We start from the raw sequence: 26,333 nt of genomic DNA, 5'->3' as shown, positions 1-26,333 counted from the left end.
GATGGCATACTGGCTCTACAAGTCCGAACCCTTCAAGTGGTCCTGGCAGATGCAGAAGGATGTCGGCGAAGCCGGCGAGGAATGGACCGGCGTGCGCAACTATCAGGCGCGCAACAACATGCGGGCCATGAAGATCGGCGAGAAGGGCTTCTTCTACCACTCCAACGAGGGGCTGGAGATCGTCGGCATCACCGAGGTCTGCGCCCTGTCGCACCCGGATTCGACGGCCGGCGAGGACCCGCGCTGGGACTGCGTCGATATCCGCGCCGTGCGCGACATGCCCAGGCCCGTTTCCCTCAAGGATATCAAGGCCAATCCGAAGCTGGCCAATATGTCGCTCGTCACTTCCATGCGCCTTTCGGTGCAGCCGGTGACGGAGGAGGAGTGGATCGAGGTCTGCCGCATGGGCGGTCTCGATAACCCGCCGCGTTAAATTCCGTGAGGACCGACCCCGAAGTCTTCATCCGCGAGAACACGGATGTGCTTTCGCCGCCGCATGTGCCGGAGGTTCGGCTGCGCCTTGCCACCGAGGCGCACGACCTGTGGCTGAAGACGGAGGAAGAGCTGGAGGCGATCGGCCTGCCGCCGCCCTTCTGGGCCTTTGCCTGGGCGGGCGGGCAGGGGCTTGCCCGCCATGTGCTCGACCATCCGCAGCTTGTCGCCGGAAAGACGGTGCTGGATTTCGCCAGCGGCTCCGGCCTTGTCGGCATTGCCGCGCGCATGGCCGGGGCTTCCGCCGTGCTGGCGGCGGATATCGATCCCTGGAGCGGGACGGCGATCCGGCTGAATGCGGCGCTCAACGGGGTCGCTCTCGACTGCTCAGCCGAAGACCTTGTCGGGCGCGATGCGGGCTGGGATGTGGTGCTGGCGGGTGACGTCTTCTACGACCGGGACTTTGCCGACGTGCTGATCCCCTGGTTCTCGGCGCTTGCCGCGCGCGGCGCGACGGTGCTCGTCGGCGATCCCGGCCGAGCCTATTGCCCGCGGGACCGCATGGAGGCGCTCGCCACCTATCAGGTGCCGGTGACGCGGGCGCTGGAGGACAGCGAGGTCAAGAAGACGACCGTCTGGCGGTTCACCAGTTCGGGCGAATGACGCAGACCCCGGCTTCCCACGAGCAATCGTTCTGGCCGGGCGCTACGGTGATGACCTTCGGCTCGCTCCTGCGGGATGCTTCCCGCCTCGTTCTCCAATCGATCGCATCGGTATCGCCGACATAGATGGTGATGCTGTCGGCGCGCAGGTGATAGGCCGGGAAGACGCCGATGCGCATCCCGTTGTCCCGCCAACCCTGCCGCGCCTCCCCGCCGGAGTGGAATACGGTCTCGAGGCGTCCGCCATGGCCCGGCAATTCGATGCTCGGCAGCCACTTGGAGCGATGGTGATGGCCGTGATGGCGGGAGGAGCCCCAACCGTCACCGGCGTCAGCGGCCGTCATGCCGCCTGCGACAAGCGCGACCGCAAGCCCTAAGACTTTGGTCGCACGGAGCGCGGATAACAGAGTCATTCTGTCCTGCCTTCCGGGTTATGCTTAACAAATCCTTAACGGCAGGATGAGGCAGAAAGCCGCAAAAGTCACGGATTCGATTGGGGATTTTCCGCGTTTGGTTAACGTGCGGCGGGTGCGCCGGAACGGGACGGAGGCAGGAGGCCGTCTAATCGATTAAATTCATTTTGCACTGCAAGAAGGCTTGTGGTTCCGCTTTCCGGTGATTAAACGTCGCAATCACTGCATTGTGCACAACATATTTGCAATTCCGGAGAAAATCGGTCCAGTTTTGGCTCTCCGGGGTTCCGTGAGGTTCAGATGACGAATGTCACTCGAAGCCGGCCGCTTTCGCCGCATCTCCAGGTTTACAAGCCGATCCCGACGATGGTCATGTCCATCGTGCACCGCATCACCGGCGGCGCGCTCTATTTCGGTACCGTCCTCGTCGCCTGGTGGCTGATCGCGGCGGCGACGGGCGAGGCCTATTTCGACTGGGTAAGCTGGTTCTTCGGCACCTGGATCGGCCGTCTCATCCTCTTCGGCTACACCTGGGCGCTGCTGCACCACATGCTCGGCGGCCTTCGCCACTTCATGTGGGACATGGGCCGCGGCTATGAGAAGCACTTCAATACCAAGCTCGCCATCGTGACCCCGGTCGTCTCCGTCGCCCTGACGGTGCTGGTCTGGGTCGTCGGCTATCTGGCGCGCTGAGGAGAGACCCATGGATATGCGCACGCCCCTCGGCAAGGTTCGCGGCCTCGGCTCGGCAAAGGACGGCACGGAGCATTTCTGGCGCCAGCGCCTGACGGCCGTCGCCAACGTTCCGCTGATGCTGTTCTTCGTCGGCTTCCTCATCTGCTACAACGGTGCGTCCTATGCGGAAGTGACGGCGGCGCTGTCGCATCCCGTCGTCGCCGTCCTCATGGGCCTCGTCGTCATTTCCGGCCTCATTCACATGAAGCTCGGCATGCAGGTCATCATCGAGGACTATGTGCATGCGGAAGGCGTGAAGATCGGTCTCCTCATGCTCAACACCTTCTTCGCGATCCTCGTCGGCGGGCTCTGTCTTTTCGCCGTCCTCAAAATCGCTTTCGCAGGATAATTCACCATGGCAGCGATCTCCTCCCCGGCGGCCAACGGCAAAGCCTATACCTATGTGGACCATTCCTTCGACGTGATCGTCGTCGGCGCCGGCGGCGCGGGTCTTCGCGCCACGCTCGGCATGGCCGAGCAGGGCCTCAAGACGGCCTGCATCACCAAGGTCTTCCCGACGCGCTCGCACACCGTCGCCGCGCAGGGCGGCATCGCCGCCTCGCTGCAGAACATGACGCCGGATAGCTGGCAGTGGCACCTCTACGACACCGTCAAGGGGTCCGACTGGCTCGGCGACGTCGACGCCATGCAGTATCTCGCCATGGAAGCGCCCAAGGCTGTCTATGAGCTGGAGCATTACGGCGTACCCTTCTCGCGCAATGCGGAAGGCAAGATCTACCAGCGCCCGTTCGGCGGCCATATGCAGAACTACGGCGAAGGCCCGCCGGTGCAGCGCACCTGCGCCGCCGCCGACCGCACCGGCCACGCCATCCTGCACACGCTCTACGGCCAGTCGCTGCGCAACAATGCGGAATTCTTCATCGAGTATTTCGCGCTCGACCTGATCATGTCGGCCGATGGCCGCTGCACCGGCGTCGTCGCCTGGAACCTCGATGACGGCACGATCCACCGCTTCGCCGCCAAGATGGTGGTTCTGGCGACCGGCGGCTACGGCCGCGCCTATTTCTCCGCCACCTCGGCGCATACCTGCACGGGCGACGGCGGCGGCATGATCGCACGCGCCGGCCTGCCGTTGCAGGACATGGAATTCGTCCAGTTCCACCCGACCGGCATTTACGGCGCGGGCTGCCTGATCACCGAGGGCGCGCGTGGCGAGGGCGGTTATCTCGTCAATTCCGAGGGCGAGCGCTTCATGGAGCGCTATGCGCCGTCGGCCAAGGACCTTGCCTCGCGCGACGTCGTCTCGCGCTGCATGACGATGGAAATCCGCGAAGGCCGCGGCGTCGGCAAGAACAAGGACCACATCTTCCTGCATCTCGACCATCTCGATCCGGCCGTTCTGCACGAGCGCCTGCCGGGCATCTCCGAGAGCGCCAAGATCTTTGCGGGCGTCGACGTGACGCGCGAGCCGATCCCGGTCCTGCCGACCGTTCACTACAACATGGGCGGCATTCCGACGAACTACTGGGGCGAAGTGCTGAACGCCGATGCCCAGAACCCGGAACGCATCGCGCCCGGCCTGATGGCCGTAGGCGAAGCGGGCTGCGCCTCGGTGCACGGCGCCAACCGCCTCGGCTCCAACTCGCTGATCGACCTCGTGGTCTTCGGCCGCGCCGCCGCCATCCGCGCCGGCCAGGTCATCGACCGCGCTTCCCCGATCCCGGCGCTCGACATTGCCGCCTGCGACAAGATCATGGACCGCTTCGATCGCCTGCGGAACGCCAATGGCGGCACGCCGACGGCGATCCTGCGCGACAAGATGCAGCGCACCATGCAGGAAGACGCCGCCGTGTTCCGCACGCAGGAATCGCTGGAAAGCGGCTGCAAGCGCATGAGCGAAATCTGGAAGGAACTGCCGGACATCAAGGTCACCGACCGCTCGATGATCTGGAACTCCGACCTCGTCGAGACGCTGGAGCTGGAAAACCTGATGGCCAACGCCATCACGACCGTCTACGGCGCCGAGGCCCGCAAGGAGAGCCGCGGCTCGCATGCCCGCGAGGACTATGCGACCGGCCCGCTCGGCGGCCGCGACGACGTCAACTGGCGCAAGCACACGCTGTCCTGGGTCAACGAGGCGGGCGACGTCACGCTCGACTACCGCCCGGTGCATACCGACCTCATCGCCGACGGCATCGATCCCAAGAAGATCGAGCCGAAGGCCCGCGTCTACTAAGATCGAGGAGAACAGGACATGGTTGAACTCGCTCTCCCGAAAAATTCGCAGATGACCGAGGGCAAGGTCTGGCCGAAGCCGGACGGGGCCACGAATACCCGCGAATTCCGCATCTACCGCTGGAACCCGGACGACGGAAAGAACCCGTCGATCGACACGTTCTACATCGACGTCGACGATTGCGGCCCGATGGTTCTCGATGCGCTGCTCTACATCAAGAACAAGATCGACCCGACGCTGACGCTGCGCCGCTCCTGCCGCGAAGGCATCTGCGGCTCCTGCGCCATGAATATCGACGGCACCAACACGCTCGCCTGCACCAAGGGCATGGACGAGGTGAAGGGCACCGTGAAGGTCTATCCGCTGCCGCATATGCCGGTGGTGAAGGACCTCGTTCCTGATCTTACGAACTTCTATGCCCAGCACCGCTCCATCGAGCCGTGGCTGAAGACCGTGTCGCCGACGCCGGCCAAGGAATGGAAGCAGAGCCATGAGGACCGCCTCAAGCTCGACGGCCTCTATGAGTGCATCCTGTGCGCCTGCTGCTCGACCTCCTGTCCGAGCTACTGGTGGAACGGCGACCGTTATCTCGGCCCCGCCGTACTGCTGCAGGCCTATCGCTGGCTGATCGACAGCCGCGACGAAGCGACGGGCGAGCGCCTCGACAATCTCGAGGATCCCTTCCGCCTTTATCGCTGCCACACGATCATGAATTGCGCCCAGGCCTGCCCGAAGGGTCTCAATCCGGCCAAGGCGATCGGCGAAATCAAGAAGATGCTGGTCGAGCGCCGGCTCTGACCTACATAAGCAGCGTTCACGAAACGTGAGGAGGCGGCCCGGACAATCGGGCCGTTTCGTCTTGATTCGTGCGGGCGATTCACGTTAATTCGGCGGGAATTGCTGCAGGGCAGCAGTATCGGGCAGATGATCGGGAGTAACGAGATGCGGATTCACCATGTTGCAGGCGGACTGATGATGGCGCTTGCACTTGCCGGCTGCCAGCGCACCGCGTCGATGGACAGCGTCAATACGCAGCCGAACCTCACGCCGCTGCAGGCCCAGCCGGTCGGCGCGGTCGCCTCGAGCCAGCTTCCCGATCCGACGACCAGCACGACCAGCCAGTTCCCGGACAAGCCGACGACCGATACGGCCATGGCGACGGGCACCGGCGATACGGCGGCGGCCGCCACGGCGCTCGACGTCAAGAAGGAATCCATGGTCGGCAACTGGCGCGTGGCGAACGGCCCGTCCTCCTGCGACATGTTCCTGACGCTCACCAATCTCGGCAGCGGTTCGCGCGGCGGCACGCGCGGCTGCGCGGGCGAGCTGACGGCGATGGGCTCCTGGGAAGTGGCCGGCAAGCAGGTCGTCCTGAAGGACCGCGACGGCAACGCCATCGCCCGTCTCTACAAGACGGCCGATTCCCGCTTCGACGGCTCGACCAATTCCGGCCAGCCCGTCAGCCTGTCGCGCTGAGCCATTCTTCCGAAACAGATACGGATGATCTGCGCCCATGGGCAAGGACTGGGACAGGGTTTCGACACACCCGGACCATGGCGTTTCGGATAGGCTGGAAGCCCTCGTTGCAAGCGGCGAGCTGAAGCCGGACCCCGCGCAGAGGGCGATGGCGGTGCGGTTCGACCGGCTGCTCGGCGAGGTTCACGCCCAGCGCCCAGCGCGCAAGTCGAGCGCGCTCGGCTGGCTCTTCGCTTCCCGCAAGCCCGAAAGCGCGAGCGCCCCCAAGGGCCTCTACATCCATGGCGGTGTCGGACGCGGCAAGACCATGCTCATGGACATGTTCTTCGAGCTGGCGCCGGTCAAGCGCAAGCGCCGGGCGCATTTCCATGAATTCATGGCGGATGTGCACGACCGCATCCACAAGCATCGCCAGAAGCTGAAGAACGGCGAGACGAAGCAGGCCGATCCCGTGCCGCCGGTCGCTGCAAGCCTCATCGAGGAGGCGCGGCTTCTCTGCTTCGACGAATTCTCGGTGACGGACATCGCCGATGCGATGATCCTATCGCGGTTGTTCGGCGAACTGTTCCAGCGTGGCTGCATCCTCGTCGCGACCTCCAATGTGGAGCCGGACAATCTCTACAAGGACGGCCTCAATCGCGGCCTTTTCCTGCCCTTCGTCGATCTCCTGAAACGCCATGTCGAGATCGTGCCGCTGGATTCCCTGACGGACTATCGCCTCGAGAAGGACAGCGGCCTGCCGGTGTTCCGCCATCCGCTCGGCGACGAGGCCGACAGGGCGATGGATGCGGCCTGGCGGCGTGAGACGGCCGGCAGGGACGTGGCCCCTGCGACGATCTCCTTCCGTGGTCGCACCATCGTCGTGCCGCAGGCGGCGGGGCGTGCCGCGCGCTTCTCATTTACCGACCTTTGCGAGCGGCCGCTCGGGGCGGCGGATTATCTCGAAATCCTCGCGCATTACGATACGCTGTTCGTCGACCACATCCCCTTGCTCGGAGCCGAGCGGCGCAACGAGACGAAGCGTTTCATCAATCTTATCGACACGATCTACGATCACCGCGCACGCCTCTTTGCGTCTGCGGCGGCTGCGCCGGAAGGCCTGCTTGTGACCCGCAAGGGCACGGAAGGCTTCGAGTTCGATCGCACGGTCTCGCGCCTCATCGAGATCCGCAGCACGGAATATCTTGCCGACCACAAGGCGCGATATGATGGAAAGTGACGGAAGCGTGACGGAAATTCTTACGTTTACGTAAGAATTTTTACATCTAACCGATTGAAAATCTTCGATCCAAAAGTATGTATTGAATTTTTAACATAGGAAGCGTAAGCCCTTGCGCCGAAGGGTCCCGCAATGACGGCATTGGGGGCCTCTAGGATCGGAGCAAAGGAAGCTTTCATGGCCCGCAAGAAGATCGCACTTATTGGTTCTGGCATGATCGGTGGCACGCTGGCGCATCTGGCCGGCCTGAAGGAGCTGGGCGACATCGTCCTCTTCGACATCGCCGACGGTATTCCGCAGGGCAAGGGCCTCGATATCGCCCAGTCCTCGCCGGTCGAAGGCTTCAATGCCTCGCTGACGGGCGCGAGCGACTATGCCGCCATCGAAGGCGCGGACGTCTGCATCGTCACCGCCGGCGTTGCCCGCAAGCCCGGCATGAGCCGCGACGATCTTCTCGGCATCAACCTCAAGGTCATGGAACAGGTCGGCGCAGGCATCAAGAAATATGCCCCGAACGCCTTCGTCATCTGCATCACCAACCCGCTCGACGCGATGGTCTGGGCGCTGCAGAAGTTCTCCGGCCTGCCGAAGAACATGGTCGTCGGCATGGCCGGCGTGCTGGACTCGGCCCGCTTCCGCCTCTTCCTCTCCGAAGAATTCAAGGTTTCCGTCCAGGACGTCACGGCCTTCGTTCTCGGCGGCCACGGCGACACGATGGTGCCGCTCGCCCGCTACTCGACCGTTGCCGGCATCCCGCTGACCGACCTCGTCAAGATGGGCTGGGTCACCAAGGAACGCCTCGAAGAAATCATCCAGCGCACCCGTGACGGCGGCGCCGAGATCGTCGGCCTCTTGAAGACCGGCTCGGCCTACTATGCTCCGGCCGCTTCCGCCATCGAGATGGCCGAATCCTTCCTCAAGGACAAGAAGCGCGTCCTGCCGGTCGCTGCCCACCTTTCGGGCCAGTACGGCGTCAAGGACATGTATGTCGGCGTTCCGACCGTCATCGGCGCCGGTGGCGTCGAGCGCATCGTCGAGATCGACCTCAACAAGGCCGAGCAGGAAGCCTTCGACAAGTCGGTCGCTGCCGTTGCCGGCCTCTGCGAAGCCTGCATCAACATCGCGCCCGCCCTGAAGTAATCCGGTAGCCAGACAGGATTTTCCCGATGAACATTCATGAATATCAGGCCAAGGCTCTGCTCAAGAGCTTTGGCGCGCCGGTCGCCGAAGGCGTCGCGATCTTTTCCGCGGACGAGGCGGAAGCGGCTGCCAAGTCGCTGCCCGGCCCGCTCTACGTGGTCAAGAGCCAGATCCACGCCGGCGGCCGCGGCAAGGGCAAGTTCAAGGAACTCGGCCCCGACGCCAAGGGCGGCGTGCGCCTCGCCTTCTCCATTGAGGAGGCCAAGGCCCACGCCAAGGAAATGCTTGGGCATACGCTCGTCACCGCGCAGACCGGCCCCGCCGGCAAGCAGGTGAACCGCCTCTATATCGAGGACGGCGCGGACATCGACCGCGAACTTTACCTGTCGCTGCTCGTCGACCGCTCGGTCGGCCAAGTCGCCTTCGTCGTCTCGACGGAAGGCGGCATGGACATCGAGGCCGTTGCGCATGACACGCCGGAAAAGATCGTCAACGTCGCGATCAACCCGGAAGCCGGCGTCACCGCCGACGACCTTGCCAAGCTGACGGCAGCTCTCAAGCTCGACGGCGAAGCCAAGGCCGATGCCGAAAAGCTCTTCCCGATCCTCTACAAGGCCTTCGTCGAGAAGGACATGAGCCTGCTCGAGATCAACCCGCTGATCGTCATGAAGAACGGCCGCATGCGCGTTCTCGACGCCAAGGTCTCCTTCGACGGCAACGCCCTGTTCCGCCACGACGACATCAAGGCGCTGCGCGACGAGACCGAGGAAGACGCCAAGGAAATCGAGGCCTCCAAGTGGGATCTCGCCTATGTGGCGCTCGACGGCAATATCGGCTGCATGGTCAACGGCGCAGGCCTTGCCATGGCGACGATGGACATCATCAAGCTTTACGGCAAGGAACCGGCGAACTTCTGCGACGTCGGCGGCGGCGCCGGCAAGGAGAAGGTTGCGGCTGCCTTCAAGATCATCACGGCCGACCCGAAGGTCGAGGGCATCCTCGTCAACATCTTCGGCGGTATCATGAAGTGCGATGTCATCGCCGAGGGTGTCGTTGCGGCCGTGCAGGAAGTCGGCCTCAAGGTTCCGCTGGTCGTTCGCCTCGAAGGCACGAATGTCGAGCTTGGCAAGAAGATCCTGAACGAATCCGGCCTGGCGATCACCGCCGCCGACGATCTGGACGACGCCGCCAAGAAGATCGTCGCCGCGATCAACGGCTAACTGAAGGACCTGACCTCATGTCGATTCTCGTCAACAAGAACACCAAGGTCCTCGTTCAGGGCCTGACCGGCAAGACCGGCACCTTCCACACCGAACAGGCGCTCGCCTATTACGGCACGCAGATGGTCGGCGGCATCCACCCGAAGAAGGGCGGCGAAACCTGGACCGGCTCCAAGGGCGAAAGCCTGCCGATCTTCGCCTCCGTCGCCGAAGGCCGTGAGAAGACCGGCGCGGACGCATCCGTGATCTACGTTCCGCCGGCAGGTGCCGCGGACGCGATCATCGAGGCGATCGATGCGGAAATCCCGTTCATCACCTGCATCACCGAAGGCATCCCGGTTGCCGACATGGTGCGCGTCAAGGCCCGCCTCGACCGTTCCAAGTCGCGCCTGCTCGGCCCGAACTGCCCCGGCATCCTGACGCCGGAAGAGTGCAAGATCGGCATCATGCCGGGCTCGATCTTCCGCAAGGGTTCGGTCGGCATCGTCTCGCGCTCCGGCACGCTGACCTATGAGGCCGTCTTCCAGACCTCCAACGAAGGCCTCGGCCAGACGACGGCCGTCGGCATCGGCGGCGACCCGGTCAAGGGCACCGAATTCATCGACGTCTTGGAGATGTTCCTGGCCGACGACGCCACGACCTCGATCATCATGATCGGCGAAATCGGCGGTTCGGCCGAAGAAGATGCGGCGCAGTTCCTCATCGACGAAGCCAAGAAGGGCCGCAAGAAGCCGATGGCCGGCTTTATCGCGGGCCGTACCGCTCCGAAGGGCCGCACCATGGGCCATGCCGGCGCTGTCGTTTCCGGCGGCAAGGGCGATGCGGAATCCAAGATCGCGGCGATGGAAGCTGCGGGCATCCGCGTTTCGCCTTCGCCGGCACGCCTCGGCAAGACCCTGGTCGAAGTCCTCAAGGGCTGAGAAACGAAACGAGGGGAGGCCGGCTGAAACGCCGGCCTCTCTGGCTCTTCCCGGCAGGATGTGCCGGGCAGTCACAACACGATCGTTCGGGAGGCGGGCGGCGCCCGCAGAGAACCATGGCACGGCAAGACGCCAACGAACAATTCCTGGCCACGTCCTTCCTCGACGGGGCGAACGCAGCCTATATCGAACAGCTCTACGCCAAGTATGAGGCCAATCCCGCCTCTGTCGGCGAGGAATGGCAGGCCTTCTTCAAGGCCCTCGAAGACCAGCCCTCCGACATCGTGAAGGCGGCCAAGGGCGCTTCGTGGAAGCGCGCGAACTGGCCCGTCGCCGCAAACGGCGAACTCGTCTCGGCGCTCGACGGCAACTGGGGCGTCGTCGAGAAGGTGCTTGAGAAGAAGGTGCAGGCAAAGGCCGAGGCCGCCGCCGCGCAGGCCGGCACGCCCGTCAACCAGGCTGACGTCAATCAGGCGACCCGCGACTCGGTGCGCGCCATCATGATGATCCGCGCCTACCGCGCCCGCGGCCACCTGCACGCCAAGCTCGACCCGCTCGGCATTGCCGCGCCGGTCGAGGACTATCATGAGCTTTCGCCCTCGAACTACGGTTTCGAGGACAAGGATCTCGACCGCAAGATCTTCATCGACAACGTGCTCGGCCTCGAATACGCGACCGTGCGCGAGATGGTCGAAATCCTTGAGCGCACCTATTGCTCGACCATCGGCGTCGAGTTCATGCACATTTCCAACCCGGAAGAGAAGGGCTGGATCCAGGAGCGCATCGAAGGCCCGGACAAGGGCGTCGACTTCACCGTCGCAGGCAAGAAGGCGATCCTGCAGAAGCTGATCGAGGCGGAAGGCTTCGAGCAGTTCATCGACGTCAAGTACAAGGGCACCAAGCGCTTCGGCCTCGACGGCGGTGAATCGCTGATCCCGGCGCTGGAGCAGATCATCAAGCGCGGCGGCCAGATGGGCCTGAAGGAAATCGTGCTCGGCATGGCGCATCGCGGCCGCCTCAACGTTCTGACCAACGTGATGGCCAAGCCCCACCGCGCCGTCTTCCATGAGTTCAAGGGCGGCTCCTACGCGCCGGACGACGTGGAAGGCTCGGGCGACGTGAAGTACCACCTCGGCGCTTCCTCGGACCGTGAGTTCGACGGCAACAAGGTGCATCTGTCGCTGACCGCGAACCCCTCGCATCTGGAAATCGTCAATCCTGTCGTCATGGGCAAGGCCCGCGCCAAGCAGGACCAGATGGCCAAGATCTTCGAGGGCGACATCATTCCGTTGTCCGAGCGGGCTCAGGTCATGCCGCTGCTGCTGCATGGCGATGCGGCCTTCGCCGGCCAGGGCGTCACGGCTGAAATCCTCGGCCTGTCGGGCCTGCGCGGCCATCGCGTCGCCGGCACGGTCCATGTGATCATCAACAACCAGATCGGCTTCACGACGAACCCGGCCTTCTCGCGCTCCTCGCCCTATCCCTCGGATGTGGCCAAGATGATCGAGGCGCCGATCTTCCATGTGAACGGCGACGATCCGGAAGCGGTGACCTATGCCGCGAAGATCGCGACCGAGTTCCGGATGAAGTTCCACAAGCCGGTCGTCATCGACATGTTCTGCTACCGTCGCTTCGGCCATAACGAAGGCGACGAGCCCGCGTTCACGCAGCCGAAGATGTACAAGGCGATCCGCGCCCACAAGACCGTGGTCAGTCTCTACGGCGCGCGCCTCGTCGCAGAAGGCGTGATCAGCGAGGGCGAGTTCGAGAAGATGAAGGCCGACTGGCGCGCTAATCTCGAAACCGAATTCGAGATCGGCCAGTCCTACAAGCCGAACAAGGCCGACTGGCTGGACGGCGTGTGGTCGGGCCTGCGCTCGGCCGACAACCAGGACGAACAGCGCCGCGGCAAGACCTCGGTGCCGATGAAGCAGCTCAAGGAGATCGGCCGCAAGATCGCGACGATCCCGGAAGGCTTCCACGCCCACAAGACCATCCAGCGGTTCATGGACAACCGCATGCAGATGGTCGAGACGGGCGAGGGCATCGACTGGGCGATGGGCGAAGCGCTGGCCTACGGCACGCTCTGCGTCGAGGGCACCAAGATCCGCCTGTCCGGTCAGGACTGCGAACGCGGCACCTTCTCGCAGCGCCATTCGGTTCTCTACGATCAGGAGACCGAGGACCGCTACATCCCGCTCGCCAACCTTTCCCCGACGCAGGCGCGCTACGAGGTCATCAACTCGATGCTCTCGGAAGAGGCGGTGCTCGGCTTCGAATACGGCTACTCGCTGGCCCGCCCGAACGCGCTTACCCTCTGGGAAGCCCAGTTCGGCGACTTCGCCAACGGTGCGCAGGTCGTCTTCGACCAGTTCATCTCGTCGGGCGAGCGCAAGTGGCTGCGCATGTCGGGCCTCGTCTGCCTCTTGCCGCACGGCTATGAGGGTCAGGGTCCGGAGCACTCCTCCGCCCGCCTCGAACGCTTCCTGCAGCTCTGCGCGGAAGACAACATGCAGGTCGCCAACGTCACGACGCCGGCGAACTACTTCCACATCCTGCGCCGTCAGGTGAAGCGCGACTTCCGCAAGCCGCTGATCATGATGACGCCGAAGTCGCTGCTGCGCCACAAGCGCGCCGTGTCCTCGCTATCGGAAATGGCGGGCGAAAGCTCGTTCCACCGCCTGCTGTGGGACGACGCCGAGGTCATCAAGGACGGCCCGATCAAGCTCCAGAAGGACGCCAAGATCCGCCGCGTCGTGATGTGCTCGGGCAAGGTCTATTACGACCTGCTGGAAGAGCGCGAGAAGCGCGGCATCGACGACGTCTACCTGCTGCGTCTGGAACAGCTCTATCCGTTCCCGGCCAAGGCGCTGATCAACGAGCTGTCGCGCTTCCGCAACGCCGAGATGGTCTGGTGCCAGGAAGAGCCGAAGAACATGGGCGCCTGGGCCTTCATCGACCCCTATCTGGAATGGGTGCTGGCGCATATCGACGCCAAGTACCAGCGCGTGCGCTACACCGGCCGTCCGGCCGCCGCCTCGCCGGCGACGGGCCTGATGTCCAAGCACCTCGCGCAGCTTGCCGCCTTCCTCGAGGACGCGCTGGGCGGCTAAGCCGCCCAACGTTCCCGCACCCACGACAAAGACACGAACAACGGAACTCAAATCATGGCTACCGAAATCCGCGTCCCGACTTTGGGCGAATCCGTCAGCGAAGCGACCGTCGGCACCTGGTTCAAGAAGGTCGGCGACACCGTCAAGGCCGACGAGCCGCTCTGTGAACTGGAAACCGACAAGGTGACGATCGAAGTGCCGGCCCCGGCCTCCGGCGTCCTTGCCGAGATCACCGCCAATGCCGGCGACACCGTCGAGCCGGGCGGCCTGCTCGGCCAGATTTCCGCCGGCGCTGTCGCCGGTGCGGCGGCTCCCGCTGCCGCGGAAAAGGCTGTCGCCGCCGCTCCGGCTGCTGAGGCCAAGCCCGCCGCTTCCGCTGCCATGCCGGCCGCTCCTGCCGCCGCCAAGCTGCTTGCCGAAAACAACCTCTCGGCCGATCAGGTCGACGGTTCCGGCAAGCGTGGCCAGGTGCTGAAGGGCGATGTCATGGCCGCCGTCGCCAAGGGCATCACGGCGTCTTCTGCTTCTGCCGAGCCGGTCAAGGTTGCCGCCCGCCCGGCCTCCTCGGAAGCCGATGCGCCGCGCGAAGAGCGCGTGAAGATGACGCGCCTGCGTCAGACCATCGCCAAGCGCCTCAAGGACGCGCAGAACACCGCCGCCATGCTGACCACCTACAACGAGGTGGACATGTCGGCCGTGATGGACCTGCGCAACCGCTACAAGGACCTCTTCGAGAAGAAGCATGGCGTGAAGCTCGGCTTCATGGGCTTCTTCACCAAGGCCGTCACGCATGCGCTGAAGGAACTGCCGGCCGTCAACGCCGAGATCGACGGCACGGACATCATCTACAAGAACTACTGCCATGTCGGCGTTGCCGTCGGCACGGACAAGGGCCTCGTCGTTCCGGTCGTGCGCGATGCCGACCAGATGGGCATTGCCCAGATCGAGAAGGAAATCGGCCGCCTCGGCAAAGCCGCCCGTGACGGCGAGCTTTCCATGGCCGACATGCAGGGCGGCACCTTCACCATCTCGAACGGCGGCGTCTACGGTTCGCTGATGTCCTCGCCGATCCTCAATGCGCCGCAGTCGGGCATCCTCGGCATGCACAAGATCCAGGAACGCCCGGTCGTCGTCGGCGGCCAGATCGTCATCCGTCCGATGATGTATCTCGCGCTCTCCTACGACCATCGCATCGTCGACGGCAAGGAAGCCGTGACCTTCCTCGTGCGCGTCAAGGACAGCCTGGAAGATCCCGAACGCCTCGTTCTCGATCTCTAAGGGTCGCTGCGGCGGGCGCTCCTTCGAGAGCGCCCGTCTGCCCCGCCGCTTGCCGGCGTCGGGGCGATGATCGGGTCTGCGCCTGGAGTGCGAGGGTGATGGAAGCAGCGGCCGCATCGACGGAAATCTGGGTGCTCGGCTGGAGCGTCGTGTTTCTCCTCGTGCATATTCTCGTGCAGGCCTTGTCGCTGGATCTCGCCGGCGATCTCGGCATCAAGTACCTGCTCGGCCCGCGGGACGAGCAGCGTACGTCCAGAAGCGTGGTGGCGGGGCGTCTCCAGCGTTCCCTCAACAATATGCTGGAGACCTATCCCGCCTTCGTCGCGCTGGCGCTTGCGCTGGCCGTGACGGGCAAGACGGGCGGGCTTGGCGCGACGGGCGCGCTGGTCTGGATTGCCGCCCGCATGGTTTTCACGCTGTTCTACGTGGCCGGCGTTCCGGTGCTGCGCACGCTCGCCTGGTTCGTATCGATCTTCGGGCTTGTCCTGATGGTCGTGCGGCTGATGACCTGACCGAAGCCCGAGCCGAGACGAAACCGTGGCCTTCGCTCCTCCCGGCATCGTGACAGCAACCGAACCGCAGGATACCTTCCGTCGGGCACGCGAGGCGTGCGCAGAGCAATCCCGTGGCCTTCACGGCCTCCACAACGCACCGGTCGCACGTCCATGAGCCAGTATCTTCTCGAACTTGCCTCCCTGATGGCTATCTTCGCCTTCGCCATCGTCTCCCCCGGCGCGGACCTCGCCATGGTCATGCGCCAGTCGCTCGTGCATGGACGCCGCGCGGCCATCGTCACGTCCTTCGGCATCGGCACGTCGCTGATGTTCCACGTCACCTATACGATCCTCGGCCTCGGCCTCATCATTTCCCAGTCGATCTACCTCTTCAACATCGTGAAGTGGTGCGGTGTCGCCTATCTCGTCTATATCGGCATCAAGGCGCTTCGCGCCGGCAAGGCGGACCTTTCCGTCGAGGCGGTGAAGGGCGATGCGGACGGCAAGAGCGAACAGTCGGCGCTGCGCGCCTTCGGCCTCGGCTTCCTTGCCAATGCGCTGAACCCCAAGCCGGTCTTCTTCTTCCTGTCGATCTTCTCGACGGTCGTCAGCGCCCACACGCCCATCGCCGTCAAGTTCGGCTACGGCCTTGTCATGGCGATCTGCCTCATCGTCTGGTTCGTCGGCGTTTCGTTGTTCATGACGACGCCGAAGATGCGCGCGGCCTTTGCCCGCGCCAGCCAGTGGATCGACCGCGCCAGCGGCCTCGTCTTCATCGCGCTTGGCATCAAGCTCGCCACGGAAAAGGCCCACTGAAACATGCGCGCTGCCCTCGTCCTCACCGCTTTCCTCGCCGCTTCCGCTGCATCTGCGGCGGAGTGCCGGCAGGACCGCGCGATCTATGCGGATCGCGACGGGGGCTATGAGCTGACCTTCGAGCCTGTCGGCTCCGATGCCGCCGCGACGAGCCATCACTTCAAGCTGAAGGTGCTTGCCAGCGGCGTGGTGCTGGACGGTGTGGTCCTGCCGGGCGACCCTCCCCGTTCCAACGGTATGGTCATGCACAATTGCCCGGAAGGGGATGCGACCGGCGAGGAGATCGCCACCTGCACCGTCTGGGAAGGCGTGATCTATGCGCTCGACAGCGGCGATGCCGCGCTCCTGCCCGATGAAGGCGGCAAGGCGGCCGAGAGCCTGCTTCTCTCCGGCTTCGGGGCGTCGCTGCGCTATTCGACCCTCTGGGAAGAGGGCAAGGCGAGTGTCATGCCCTGGGACGTGCTGAAGCGGAAGGGATGCGCGGCATGAGCGAGGCCCCCGTCCTTCTCGTCACCGGCGGCAGCCGCGGCATCGGCGCCAGCGTGTGCCGCCTTGCGGGCGCGGCCGGCTGGCAGGTCGCGGTGAACTACGTTTCCAATCTTGCAGCCGCCGAGGCCGTGGTGGCCGAAATCCGCAATGCCGGCGGCTCGGCGATTCCCATTCAGGGCGATGTCGGCAGCGAGCTCGGCCTTGCCAATATCTTCTCCACCATCGACGGCACCTTCGGCCGGCTCGACGGTCTCGTGAACAATGCCGGCATCGTCGCCATGCCGCAGCGCGTCGACGAAATGTCTGCCGAGCGGCTGGAGCGCATGTTCGCCGTCAATGTCATGGGGTCGATCCGCTGCGCGCAGGAGGCCGTGCGCCGCATGTCGACGCGCCATGGCGGGCAGGGCGGTTCCATCGTCAACCTGTCGTCCGTCGCCGCGCAGCTTGGCTCGGCCGGGCAATATGTCGACTATGCCGCCAGCAAGGGCGCCATCGAGAGCTTCACCATCGGTCTTGCCCGCGAGGTCGCGGCGGAAGGCGTGCGCGTCAATCTCGTGCGCCCCGGCATCATCGATACGGAAATCCACGCCTCCGGCGGCCTGCCGGACCGGGCGCGCGACATGGCATCGCTCATCCCGATGCAGCGGCCGGGCACGGCCGATGACGTCGCCCATTCCATTCTCTATCTTCTCTCCGACGCGGCATCCTATGTGACGGGTGCCGCCCTCAACGTCAGCGGCGGCCGCTAGGCCCCGCGCAGGAAGGACTTGTCATGGCATATGATCTCATCGTTATCGGTTCCGGCCCCGGCGGCTACGTCTCGGCCATCAAGGCGGCCCAGCTCGGCCTCAAGGTCGCGGTCGTCGAAAAGCGCGCGACCTATGGCGGCACCTGCCTCAATGTCGGCTGCATTCCCTCCAAGGCGCTGCTGCACGCCTCCGAGACCTACAGCCACGCCGCCCACGGCATGGAAGCCCTCGGCATCGACGGCGTGAAGCCGACCCTCAACCTGCCCAACATGATGGCGCACAAGGATGCCACCGTGAAGTCGAATGTCGACGGCGTCGCCTTCCTCTTCAAGAAGAACAAGATCGACGGCATTCAGGGCACCGGCAAGGTGCTGGGCGCGGGCAAGGTCTCCGTCACCAACGACAAGGGCGAGGAACAGGTTCTCGAAACGAAGAACATCGTCATCGCCACGGGTTCGGATGTTGCCGGCATTCCGGGCGTTCCGGTCGAGATCGACGAGAAGGTCATCGTCTCCTCGACGGGCGGCATCGCGTTCGACAAGGTGCCGGGCCATCTGGTCGTCGTCGGCGGCGGCGTTATCGGCCTCGAGCTCGGCTCGGTCTGGGCGCGCCTCGGTGCCAAGGTCACGGTCGTCGAATATCTCGACGCCATTCTCGGCGGCATGGACGGCGAGGTCTCCAAGCAGTTCCAGCGCATGCTGGCCAAGCAGGGCATGGACTTCAAGCTCGGCGCGAAGGTGACGGGCGTTACGAAGTCCGGCTCCGGCGCGAAGGTGACCTTCGAGCCGGTCAAGGGCGGCGATGCCACCACCATCGACGCCGACGTCGTGCTGATCGCCACCGGCCGCAAGCCCTACACCGAAGGCCTCGGCCTCAAGGAAGCCGGCGTCGCGCTCGACAGCCGTGGCCGCGTCGAGATCGACAAGCACTTCCAGACCAACGTTCCGGGCATCTACGCCATCGGCGACGTGGTGCGCGGCCCGATGCTGGCCCACAAGGCCGAGGACGAGGGCGTTGCCGTCGCCGAAATCCTCGCCGGTCAGGCCGGCCATGTGAATTACGACGTCATCCCCGGCGTCGTCTACACCCAGCCGGAAGTCGCCTCCGTCGGCAAGACGGAAGAGGAGCTGAAGGCCGCGGGCATCGCCTACAAGGCCGGCAAATTCCCCTTCACCGCCAACGGCCGCGCCCGCGCCATGCTGGCGACGGACGGCTTCGTGAAGGTTCTGGCGGACAAGGAAACGGACCGCGTTCTCGGCGTCCACATCGTCGGCTTCGGCGCCGGCGAGATGATCCACGAGGCGGCCGTGCTGATGGAATTCGGCGGCTCCTCCGAAGACCTCGGCCGCACCTGCCACGCGCACCCGACCATGTCGGAAGCCGTCAAGGAAGCCGCGCTCGCAACCTTCGCCAAGCCGATCCATATGTGAGCGGCTCGGTCGTGGCGACCTCTGATTGCTAACTATTATCAGCCGATCTATAATCGGGTGATGGAGGTCGCCATGGCCAGCAGCGCAAATCTCGGCAAGCATCTTGAAGACTATGTCGCCGACCTGGTGCGAACGGGTCGCTACAATTCGCGCAGCGAAGTGCTCCGCGAGGGCGTGCGGCTCGTCGAGGAGCGCGAGAAGCGGTTGGTCGCGCTGGATGCTGCCATTGCCAGGGGGCTGGAGGACGCAGAGGCCGGGCGTTTGTCTTCCGCGGAAGATGTGGCGGCACGGCTGGCTGCGAAATATGGCCGGATGACGGGGCGCAGCGCCTCATGATCGTTGTCCTCTCACGGGAAGCGGAGAGGGACCTCGAAACGATCGGCGATTACATCGCCCGCGATAATCCGGCGCGGGCGCTCAGCTTCGTGCAGGAGCTGCTTGTCCGATGTGGAGCGCTTGCCATAACGCCTGACGCCTTTCCGCTTGTGCCGCGTTACGAGCGTCATGGTGTCCGCCGCCTCGTGCATGGGCGTTATCTGATCTTCTACCGCGTTGCGGATGGGCAGGTGCAGGTGCTGCATATCCTGAACGGCGCGCAGGATGTCGAGGCGATCCTTTTCCCGGACGGATAGCGACTGCGACAACCGGCCGCCTGTCTTCCCCGCCCGAACGGGGGCACCATGAAGGCCTTAAAGGAAGGTCTTCATGTCTCCCGTCTCGCGGCCCGTCTCGCTCCCCCATCCCCTCCTTCCCGCCGCCGACTGGGCGGATCGCTTCACGCTCGGGCTGCCGGTCGGCAATCTGACGGCGCGGGAGGCGGCGCGGCTGGCGCTGGAGCATCCGCCGGGCTGGGTGCGCAAGCTGATGGTGCTGCGCAACGCTCTTGTCGCGCCTTTCGGCCTCAAAGGGGCGGCGGCGGAGGTGAAGACCTCGGATGCGGAGATCGGCGGATTTCCCGTCGTCAGTGTCAGCGACGACCGGGTGGTGCTCGGCTTCGATGACCGGCACCTCGATTTCCGCATTGTCATCGACGTGCGGCAGGACCGGCCGAGCGGGCAGACCCTTTCCGTCATGACGCTCGTCCAGCGCAACAACCTGTTCGGGCGGCTTTATCTTGCCGCCGTCATGCCGTTCCACAAGCTGATCGTGCGCCGGATGCTGTCCGGCATCGGCGAGCGGGTGCTCACTTCACGGCGGTGACCGTGAAGCCCTTCCTGCGCAGCAGCTCGACAACGCCCTCCGGCCCCGGCAGGTGCAGTGCGCCGACGGCCATGAAGACATTGCCCTCCGCGAGGATCGGCGCGGCGCGGTCCGCCATGATGTGGTTGCGGTCGACGATGATGCGCTGCTCGAAATCGGCATAGGCATCGTCGCCTGTCTCGGGGCCGGCCGCGCGCATCATGGGCATGATCATGCCGGTATCGCCGGCAAGATAGAGCTGGCTCATCGTCTCGATGACGTCTTCCAGCTTGTCGCCCAGCTCCACCGTCTGCACGAGGCCCTGGATCTGGGGTTCGAGCGGCAGGGAATCGAGGGCGGAAATCTGTTCGATCAGGGTTTCGAGGCCCTTCAGGGTCTTGCCCTCGGCAAGCGCGTCCTTGGCGAGGCGCTGGTCGAGGAAGGCGGCGCCGGCGGTCTTGCGGGCGATCTCGCAGGCCGGCAGCGCGACGAAGCTGGCGATCATCCACGGCTTCATGCGGGCGACGGCCGCGAGCGAAAGGCCGCGACTCTTCAGGCCTTCCGTCAGCTTTGCGGCGTCGTCCTTGTCGAGGAAATCGGTGATGGACTTGCCGTCGGTGAACATGGTGAGGTCGGGGTGCGCCATGATCGCGACGCTGGCCTTCTTCTCGTCGGCGATCTCGTCCGATTCGACGATGACCGTGCCGGCGGCGGCATAGGCGGTGCGCGCGGTCTCGGGCATGGCGAGCACGCGCGGATCGGTCACATGCATGGTGCCGAGCAGCCAGGAGGGGGGCCTGCCGTCCTTTTCGATCTTCCAGAGGATGGCCCGGCCGTTCGGTACGGCGTCGGCTTCGGCGCGCAGCTTCGCGAAAGCGGCGGGATCGTCCTTCTCAAGCTGCGTAAGCAGGTTCTCGCCGCCGCAGGCGGGCGTTTCCTGGGCGTTGGCCGGCGAAAGGGCCGCCAGCACGACGAGGAAGGAGAGTGCGAGGAGCACGTTGATCGCGGCGAGAAGCCACAGCCCGGTATCGGCCAGCCGGTCGGCGAGCGCTTCACGGCTTTTGTGAAGAAGGACTATCATGGTCGAACTCCCTGCATTTTCGGGCGGACCCTAGCGTCCTCTTCCTCATAATCCCTTAACGGGATCAGGCGCGGGGATGGGCGCGGTCGTAGATTTCGAGCAGGCGCGCCGAATCGACGCCGGTATAGACCTGCGTGGTGGAAAGGCTGGCATGGCCGAGCAGTTCCTGGATGGTGCGCAGGTCCCCGCCGCCGGCCAGAAGATGCGTGGCGAAGGAATGGCGCAGCGCATGGGGCGTGGCGCTGTCCGGCAGGCCGAGCGCGCCGCGCAGCTTCTGCATCTCGCGCTGGACGATGGCCGGCTGCAGGGGGCCGCCCCGCGCGCCGCGGAAGAGCGGCTTGTCTTCCGCAAGCTGGAAGGGGCAGAGCCTGATACAGTCTTCGACACCCGTTCGCGCCTGGGCGATCAGCGGCACGATGCGCGTCTTGTCGCCCTTGCCGGTGATGCGCAGGGAGGTGGGGCTGCCGGCAAAGTCCGCCGGGGTCAGCGACAGGGCCTCGGAAATACGCAGGCCGCAGCCATAGAGAAGGGTCAGCACGGCGGCGTTGCGCGTGCGGATCCAGGGTTCTTCGGCAAGCTGTTCCTGCGCATCGACGACGGCGATGGCCTGCTTGTCGGAAAGCGGCTTCGGCAGCGATTTCGGCTGTTTCGGCGAGCGAACGGCGGTCGCCCCGGCGGCATTGGCGAGGCCCTTGCGCTCCAGATGGCGCAGGAAGGAACGCAGGCCCGCAAGGCCGCGGCCGAGCGTGCGCGAACCCGCGCCGTCACGGCGGCGGGCGGCGAGGAAACCGCGCAGGTCCGCCGGGCGCAGGGCGCCGATGTCCTTCAGCCGGGCGGGGGCGGCGATATGCTGCGTCAGGAAGGCGAGGAACTGGCGCGTGTCGCGCTCATAGGCGTCCAGCGTGTTGTCGGAAAGCCGGCGTTCCTCGGCAAGGGCGCTGAGCCAGCCCTGCCGCTCGTCCATGAGCGTCTGGTCGGCGATGATGAGAAGTTCCGTCATGTCCTGTCTCTGATGTTCGGGGCAGGATGGCGGTTTCCGCTTAAGGATTTGCTAACGTTCTTCCTCCGGGCTGGGCAAGGAGTATCGCCTTCCTCTAGACACGGTGGGCTGTATAGAGACGGCTCTCTTTTCGAATCCGGGTCAATTCATGCTGCTGCGCTCCATGTCCGCCGAAAACTACCGCTCGCTCCGTTCGATCCGCATGGATCTCGGCCGGGTGAACCTCTTCGTTGGGGAAAACGGGGCCGGCAAGTCCAACCTCTATCGCTCGCTGCAACTGGTGCAGGCGGCGGTGCGTGGCACCTTCGCCAACGAGATCGCGGCGGAAGGCGGCATGGGATCGGCGCTGTGGACCGGCAAGCGCCGGCCGAACGAGCCGGTGCGCATCAGGCTCGAGGCCGAGCTGATGGACGAGGAGCGGGCGATCACCTTCCGCTACCGCATCGAGGCGGGCCTCAGGCCGCCGGCCTCCGCCGGCTTCGCCTTCGAGCCGCAGGTGAAGGCGGAGGAACTTTCCATCGAGACGGGCCGCCGGCCGGTGACGGTGATGAAGCGGTCCGGGCCGGGCATCATGGTGCGCAACGAGACGGGGCGCATGGCCGAATATCCCGAGCAGGCGCTGACGTCGGAGACGGCCATCGCGCTGCTCGGCGATGCCGGGCATTATCCAGAGATCGGCACCTTTCGCCGCGCCGTTTCGCAATGGCGGTTCTTTCACGGCTTCCGCACGGATCGCGATTCGGCGCTGCGCCAGCCCTGCCTTGCCGTCACCGCGCCGCTGCTCGACGAGGACGGGGCCAATATGGCGGCGGTCTTCGCCACGCTCGCCTGGACGCGGCAGGATACGGTCGATCTCGACCGGGCCGTCGCGGATGCCTTCGGCGGGGCGAAGCTTTCCGTGCCGGAGCCGGAGGAATTCGCCTCCTACGGGCTGGTCTTTCCGCATTTCCCGCAGCGCGTCTTCCAGCCGCGCGAGCTTTCCGACGGGCAGATTCGCTTCCTCTCGCTCGCCGCCGCGCTGCTCTCCTACCGCACGCCGCCATTGATCGCGCTCAACGAGCCGGAGGCCAGCCTTCATCCCGACATGCTGCCGGCGCTTGCCGAAATGATCGCGCGCGCCGCCCGCACGAGCCAGCTCTGGATCGTCACCCATTCGGAGCGGCTGGCGCGGGAGGTGGAAAGCCGCTGCGGGGTGCGGGCCAGGCGCGTCGTGCGTAAGGACGGGGCAACCTGGATCGACGGGATGCGGCTGACCGGCGAGATGGACGACGACGAATGAGCGGGGCGGCGATCTTTGCGGTTTTCTTCGCACGGCCGCGGGGGCATCTTCGCGGGCGATGAGCAGCGATTCGACCAATCTTTTCGGGGAAAGGCTTTTTCCGCGCACGGTGCCCGTGATGGTGCCGGTGCCGACGCCTGCGCCCTATTCCTATGCCGTGCCCGAGGGCATGGCGGTCGAGCCGGGCTCCATCGTGCAGGTGCCGCTCGGACCGCGGCTGGTGCCGGGCGTCGTCTGGGACGGCGGCGATGACGGCAGGGTCGATCCGAAAAAGCTGCGGCCCATCGAGAAGGTCTTCGACTGCCCGCCGCTTTCCAGGGAGATGCGCGATTTCCTCGACTGGGTCTCCGCCTATACGGTGACGCCGCCGGGCCTCGTCGCCCGCATGGCGCTACGCGCGCCGACGGCCTTCGATCCCGAGCCGATGATCGAGGGGCTGCGCTTCACCGGCCACCGGCCGGAACGGTTGACGAGCGCCCGCGAGCGCGTGCTGGAACTGGTCGAGGACGGCATTGCGTGGACCCGCTCGGGCCTTGCCCATGCCTCCGGCACCTCGACGAGCGTTATCGACGGGCTGGTCAAGCAGGGCAGTTTCGAGACTGTTTTCCTGCCGCCGCCGCCGGTGGTGGCCGCGCCCGATCCCGATTATGTCGCCCCCCGGCTCGAAGGGCCGCAGACGGAAAGTGCGGCGGAACTGGTCGAGAGCGTGCAGAAGGGCGTCTTCTCCGTCTCGCTGATCGACGGCATTACCGGCTCGGGCAAGACGGAGGTCTATTTCGAGGCCATCGCCGAGACGTTGCGGCGCGGCCGGCAGGTGCTGATCCTGCTGCCGGAAATCGCGCTGACGGCAAGTTTCCTTGAACGCTTCCAGGACCGTTTCGGCGCCAAGCCCGCCGAATGGCACTCGGACCTCGCCCCGCGGATGCGCGAGCGCGTGTGGCGGCAGGTGACGACGGGGGATGTGCGGGTGGTGGCCGGCGCGCGCTCGGCGCTGTTCCTGCCCTTCGAGAATCTTGGCCTCGTCATCGTCGATGAAGAGCACGACCCGGCCTACAAGCAGGAAGACCGTGTCTTCTACAATGCCCGCGACATGGCGGTGGTGCGCGCGCGCATCGGCGATTTCCCGGCCGTGCTGGTCTCGGCGACGCCTTCGGTGGAAAGCCGGGTCAACAGCGAGACCGGGCGCTACCGCAAGCTCCATTTGCCGACGCGCTACGGCGATGCGGCCCTGCCGGACCTGCATCTCGTCGACATGCGGCGGCATCCGCCGGCAAAAGGCGGTTTCCTCTCGCCGGTTCTGCTGCGCGGCATCGCCCGCACCATCGAGAAGGAGGAGCAGGCGCTGCTCTTCCTCAACCGGCGCGGTTATGCGCCGTTGACGCTCTGCCGGGTCTGCGGCCATCGCTTCCAGTGCCCGCAATGTTCGAGCTGGCTGGTGGAGCACCGTTTTCGCGGGCAGATCCAGTGCCATCATTGCGGCTATGCGGAGCGGACGCCCGAAGCCTGCCCGGAATGCGGCACCTTCGATCATCTGGCGGCCTGCGGGCCGGGGGTGGAGCGCATCGCGGAGGAGGTCGAGCGCCATTTCCCCGAGGCGCGGACCATCGTGCTTTCCTCCGATCTGATGGGCGTCAAGCGCCTGCGGCTGGAACTGGAAGCCATCGCGCGGGGCGAGGCGGATATCGTCATCGGCACGCAGCTCGTTGCCAAGGGGCACAATTTCCCGCTCATGTCACTGGTCGGGGTGGTGGATGCCGATCTCGGCCTCTCCAACGGCGATCCGCGCGCGGCTGAACGCACCTTCCAGCTTCTTTCGCAGGTCACGGGCCGCGCCGGGCGCTCGGGCCTCAAGAGCCACGGCCTCATCCAGACTTACCAGCCGGCCCATCCCGTCATGCAGGCCATCGTCTCGGGCGATGCGCAGGCCTTCTACGACCGCGAGATCGGCGAGCGGGAAAAGGCGCTGCTGCCGCCCTTCGGCCGGCTCGCCTCGGTCATCGTCTCGGCCGATACGCGCGGCGAGGCGGAAGCGCATGCGCGCGGATTGCGGCAGGCGGCACCCCATGCGGACGGAATTTCCATCCTCGGCCCGGCGGAAGCGCCGCTGGCGCTGGTGCGCGGCCGCCACCGTTTTCGCCTTCTGGTGCATGGCCGGCGGGGCAGCGACATGCAGGCCTTCCTGCGCGCCATGCTGGCCAACGGGCCGAAGGAGCGGGCCTCGCTGCAGGTGCAGCTCGATGTCGATCCGCAGAGTTTCCTGTGAAGTGCATGGTTAACAAAGAGTTGTGCGAAGTCGGCGCGTGCGCTTCAGTGCGCCGGGCGCTTGTGCGATAGAGAATCGCAGCAACCGACGGGAGAGGCGCCGAGATGGAATTCTACATCCCCACCGAGACGGGCGAGTTCCTGGCGTTCTGCGCGGCCATCGTGACGAGCCTGCTCGGCCTGATCGCGCTCTTCGCTCCCGGCACGGTGCTGAAACTCGCCGGTCTCCAGACGAAGGAAACCAGCCGCGAAGGGCTCGCCTTCGTCCGCTCCTCCGGCGGCTTTTATGCCGGCCTCGCCATCGTGGCGCTGATGATGGCGCAGAGCTGGATCTATATGGCGATCGGCGGCGGGTTCACCCTTGCCGCTTTCGGCCGCATCCTCTCGCTGATGTCGGATGGATCCTTCTCGCTGAAGAACCTTCTCGTGCTCGCCGTGCAGGCGGTGCTTGCCGGCCTGCCGCTGGGCTACGCCTTCGGCTTCATCTGACCCGAAAATCAGGCGATTGACGCTTTCCGGCGGCCGAACAGAGTGCGCGCAGTCAACTTTTGCCCCGACTGTGGCCGACTTATGGCGCATTCCTGCGTCCGGCGTGTTGCGAGTCCGGGTTTCCTATGCTAGACGAACCGCGAAATTCAGAAAAAGCGGGCGCCAAGGCCTGTGGGAACTGAAGATTACCGCAACGATTTCAGGTGGTTAGGACCGTAGCTTCGCTACTGCCCTGCGTCTTGAATGATAAGAAGAGAAGC

At 65.2% G+C, this 26,333-nt stretch carries 27 protein-coding genes; 24 read left to right on the top strand and 3 right to left on the bottom strand.

Translation table 11 applies throughout. From position 1 onward, the window contains the following. The first annotated feature begins 1 nt into the window (after nt 1). Nucleotides 2-433, top strand: coding sequence for an EVE domain-containing protein (locus K8M09_RS15930; protein ID WP_160787112.1), 432 nt, complete (start codon nt 2-4; stop codon nt 431-433). Nucleotides 434-438: 5 nt separating this feature from the next. Then, nucleotides 439-1,095 carry a class I SAM-dependent methyltransferase gene (locus K8M09_RS15925; RefSeq protein ID WP_160787111.1) on the top strand — a complete coding sequence of 219 codons (657 nt, stop codon included), beginning with the start codon at nt 439-441 and terminating at the stop codon, nt 1,093-1,095. On the opposite strand, the gene K8M09_RS15920 is transcribed toward K8M09_RS15925, so the two are convergent. Beyond that, on the bottom strand, nt 1,076-1,507 hold the full coding sequence (locus K8M09_RS15920; protein ID WP_229341943.1) for a hypothetical protein: 432 nt from the start codon (nt 1,505-1,507) through the stop codon (nt 1,076-1,078). The two genes, K8M09_RS15925 and K8M09_RS15920, sit on opposite strands and share 20 nt — an antisense overlap. A 300-nt stretch (nt 1,508-1,807) precedes the next feature. On the opposite strand from K8M09_RS15920, the gene sdhC reads away from it, so the two are divergent. From sdhC to K8M09_RS15825, 19 genes are all read left to right on the top strand, one after another. After that, nucleotides 1,808-2,200, top strand: coding sequence for a succinate dehydrogenase, cytochrome b556 subunit (gene sdhC, locus K8M09_RS15915; RefSeq protein ID WP_160787109.1), 393 nt, complete (start codon nt 1,808-1,810; stop codon nt 2,198-2,200). A gap of 10 nt (nt 2,201-2,210) precedes the next feature. Further along, nucleotides 2,211-2,591, top strand: a complete 381-nt coding sequence (gene sdhD, locus K8M09_RS15910) for a succinate dehydrogenase, hydrophobic membrane anchor protein (RefSeq protein ID WP_160787108.1) — start codon at nt 2,211-2,213, stop codon at nt 2,589-2,591. Between the two features lie 6 nt (nt 2,592-2,597). Continuing rightward, a complete protein-coding gene (sdhA, locus tag K8M09_RS15905) occupies nt 2,598-4,439 on the top strand; it encodes a succinate dehydrogenase flavoprotein subunit (protein ID WP_160787107.1) in 1,842 nt (613 codons plus the stop codon). Nucleotides 4,440-4,457: 18 nt separating this feature from the next. Then, the gene (locus K8M09_RS15900; protein ID WP_119258995.1) at nt 4,458-5,237 is read left to right on the top strand and encodes a succinate dehydrogenase iron-sulfur subunit; all 780 of its coding nucleotides are present in this window, start codon (nt 4,458-4,460) and stop codon (nt 5,235-5,237) included. Between the two features lie 144 nt (nt 5,238-5,381). Beyond that, on the top strand, nt 5,382-5,915 hold the full coding sequence (locus K8M09_RS15895; protein WP_160787106.1) for a protease inhibitor Inh/omp19 family protein: 534 nt from the start codon (nt 5,382-5,384) through the stop codon (nt 5,913-5,915). 37 nt (nt 5,916-5,952) lie between these two features. Beyond that, nucleotides 5,953-7,134, top strand: a complete 1,182-nt coding sequence (zapE, locus tag K8M09_RS15890; protein WP_160787105.1) for a cell division protein ZapE — start codon at nt 5,953-5,955, stop codon at nt 7,132-7,134. 177 nt (nt 7,135-7,311) lie between these two features. Further along, nucleotides 7,312-8,274 carry a malate dehydrogenase gene (gene mdh, locus K8M09_RS15885; protein WP_023514887.1) on the top strand — a complete coding sequence of 321 codons (963 nt, stop codon included), beginning with the start codon at nt 7,312-7,314 and terminating at the stop codon, nt 8,272-8,274. A gap of 26 nt (nt 8,275-8,300) precedes the next feature. Next, a complete protein-coding gene (gene sucC, locus K8M09_RS15880; RefSeq protein ID WP_160787104.1) occupies nt 8,301-9,494 on the top strand; it encodes an ADP-forming succinate--CoA ligase subunit beta in 1,194 nt (397 codons plus the stop codon). A gap of 17 nt (nt 9,495-9,511) precedes the next feature. Continuing rightward, nucleotides 9,512-10,414, top strand: a complete 903-nt coding sequence (sucD, locus tag K8M09_RS15875; RefSeq protein ID WP_119258990.1) for a succinate--CoA ligase subunit alpha — start codon at nt 9,512-9,514, stop codon at nt 10,412-10,414. Nucleotides 10,415-10,530: 116 nt separating this feature from the next. Then, entirely contained in the window at nt 10,531-13,527 is a 2,997-nt protein-coding gene (locus K8M09_RS15870) for a 2-oxoglutarate dehydrogenase E1 component (RefSeq protein WP_160787103.1), read from the top strand. Nucleotides 13,528-13,581: 54 nt separating this feature from the next. Further along, nucleotides 13,582-14,805 carry a 2-oxoglutarate dehydrogenase complex dihydrolipoyllysine-residue succinyltransferase gene (gene odhB, locus K8M09_RS15865; RefSeq protein WP_160787102.1) on the top strand — a complete coding sequence of 408 codons (1,224 nt, stop codon included), beginning with the start codon at nt 13,582-13,584 and terminating at the stop codon, nt 14,803-14,805. Between the two features lie 98 nt (nt 14,806-14,903). Next, complete coding sequence (locus tag K8M09_RS15860) at nt 14,904-15,317, top strand: MAPEG family protein (protein ID WP_160787195.1); 414 nt, start codon at nt 14,904-14,906, stop codon at nt 15,315-15,317. 153 nt (nt 15,318-15,470) lie between these two features. After that, the gene (locus K8M09_RS15855) at nt 15,471-16,115 is read left to right on the top strand and encodes a LysE family translocator (RefSeq protein WP_160787101.1); all 645 of its coding nucleotides are present in this window, start codon (nt 15,471-15,473) and stop codon (nt 16,113-16,115) included. A 3-nt stretch (nt 16,116-16,118) separates the two neighbouring features. Next, nucleotides 16,119-16,604, top strand: a complete 486-nt coding sequence (locus K8M09_RS15850) for a hypothetical protein (RefSeq protein WP_160787100.1) — start codon at nt 16,119-16,121, stop codon at nt 16,602-16,604. Continuing rightward, the gene (locus K8M09_RS15845) at nt 16,601-17,353 is read left to right on the top strand and encodes an SDR family oxidoreductase (RefSeq protein WP_160787099.1); all 753 of its coding nucleotides are present in this window, start codon (nt 16,601-16,603) and stop codon (nt 17,351-17,353) included. Before K8M09_RS15850 ends, K8M09_RS15845 begins: the two co-directional genes overlap by 4 nt. A gap of 23 nt (nt 17,354-17,376) precedes the next feature. After that, nucleotides 17,377-18,783: a dihydrolipoyl dehydrogenase gene (gene lpdA, locus K8M09_RS15840; RefSeq protein ID WP_160787098.1), complete on the top strand. Its 1,407-nt coding sequence runs from the start codon at nt 17,377-17,379 to the stop codon at nt 18,781-18,783. Between the two features lie 72 nt (nt 18,784-18,855). Further along, a complete protein-coding gene (locus K8M09_RS15835) occupies nt 18,856-19,119 on the top strand; it encodes a type II toxin-antitoxin system ParD family antitoxin (RefSeq protein WP_160787097.1) in 264 nt (87 codons plus the stop codon). Beyond that, the gene (locus tag K8M09_RS15830; RefSeq protein WP_160787096.1) at nt 19,116-19,415 is read left to right on the top strand and encodes a type II toxin-antitoxin system RelE/ParE family toxin; all 300 of its coding nucleotides are present in this window, start codon (nt 19,116-19,118) and stop codon (nt 19,413-19,415) included. The genes K8M09_RS15835 and K8M09_RS15830 overlap by 4 nt, the downstream gene beginning before the upstream one ends. A gap of 73 nt (nt 19,416-19,488) precedes the next feature. Then, a complete protein-coding gene (locus K8M09_RS15825) occupies nt 19,489-19,983 on the top strand; it encodes a DUF2867 domain-containing protein (RefSeq protein ID WP_160787095.1) in 495 nt (164 codons plus the stop codon). Here K8M09_RS15825 and K8M09_RS15820 read toward each other — a convergent pair. Continuing rightward, a complete protein-coding gene (locus K8M09_RS15820; protein ID WP_160787094.1) occupies nt 19,967-21,043 on the bottom strand; it encodes a TraB/GumN family protein in 1,077 nt (358 codons plus the stop codon). The genes K8M09_RS15825 and K8M09_RS15820 overlap by 17 nt on opposite strands. A 64-nt stretch (nt 21,044-21,107) precedes the next feature. Next, nucleotides 21,108-22,043 (bottom strand): tyrosine recombinase XerC, encoded by a 936-nt coding sequence (locus K8M09_RS15815; protein ID WP_160787093.1) that lies wholly within the window; start codon nt 22,041-22,043, stop codon nt 21,108-21,110. Nucleotides 22,044-22,191: 148 nt separating this feature from the next. Between K8M09_RS15815 and K8M09_RS15810 the strand changes: the two genes are divergently transcribed. From K8M09_RS15810 to K8M09_RS15800, 3 genes are all read left to right on the top strand, one after another. Beyond that, a complete protein-coding gene (locus K8M09_RS15810; RefSeq protein WP_160787092.1) occupies nt 22,192-23,322 on the top strand; it encodes an AAA family ATPase in 1,131 nt (376 codons plus the stop codon). Nucleotides 23,323-23,380: 58 nt separating this feature from the next. Continuing rightward, the gene (locus K8M09_RS15805) at nt 23,381-25,585 is read left to right on the top strand and encodes a primosomal protein N' (RefSeq protein ID WP_160787091.1); all 2,205 of its coding nucleotides are present in this window, start codon (nt 23,381-23,383) and stop codon (nt 25,583-25,585) included. Nucleotides 25,586-25,689: 104 nt separating this feature from the next. Beyond that, a complete protein-coding gene (locus tag K8M09_RS15800) occupies nt 25,690-26,073 on the top strand; it encodes an AGROH133_08824 family phage infection protein (RefSeq protein ID WP_160787090.1) in 384 nt (127 codons plus the stop codon). Nucleotides 26,074-26,333: the final 260 nt, after the last annotated feature.

It is taken from the genome of Shinella zoogloeoides (assembly GCF_020883495.1).
GTDB lineage: Bacteria > Pseudomonadota > Alphaproteobacteria > Rhizobiales > Rhizobiaceae > Shinella > Shinella zoogloeoides.
The sequence above is the reverse complement of the archived record's forward strand: the minus strand, read 5'-3'. Positions and strand labels throughout refer to the sequence as shown.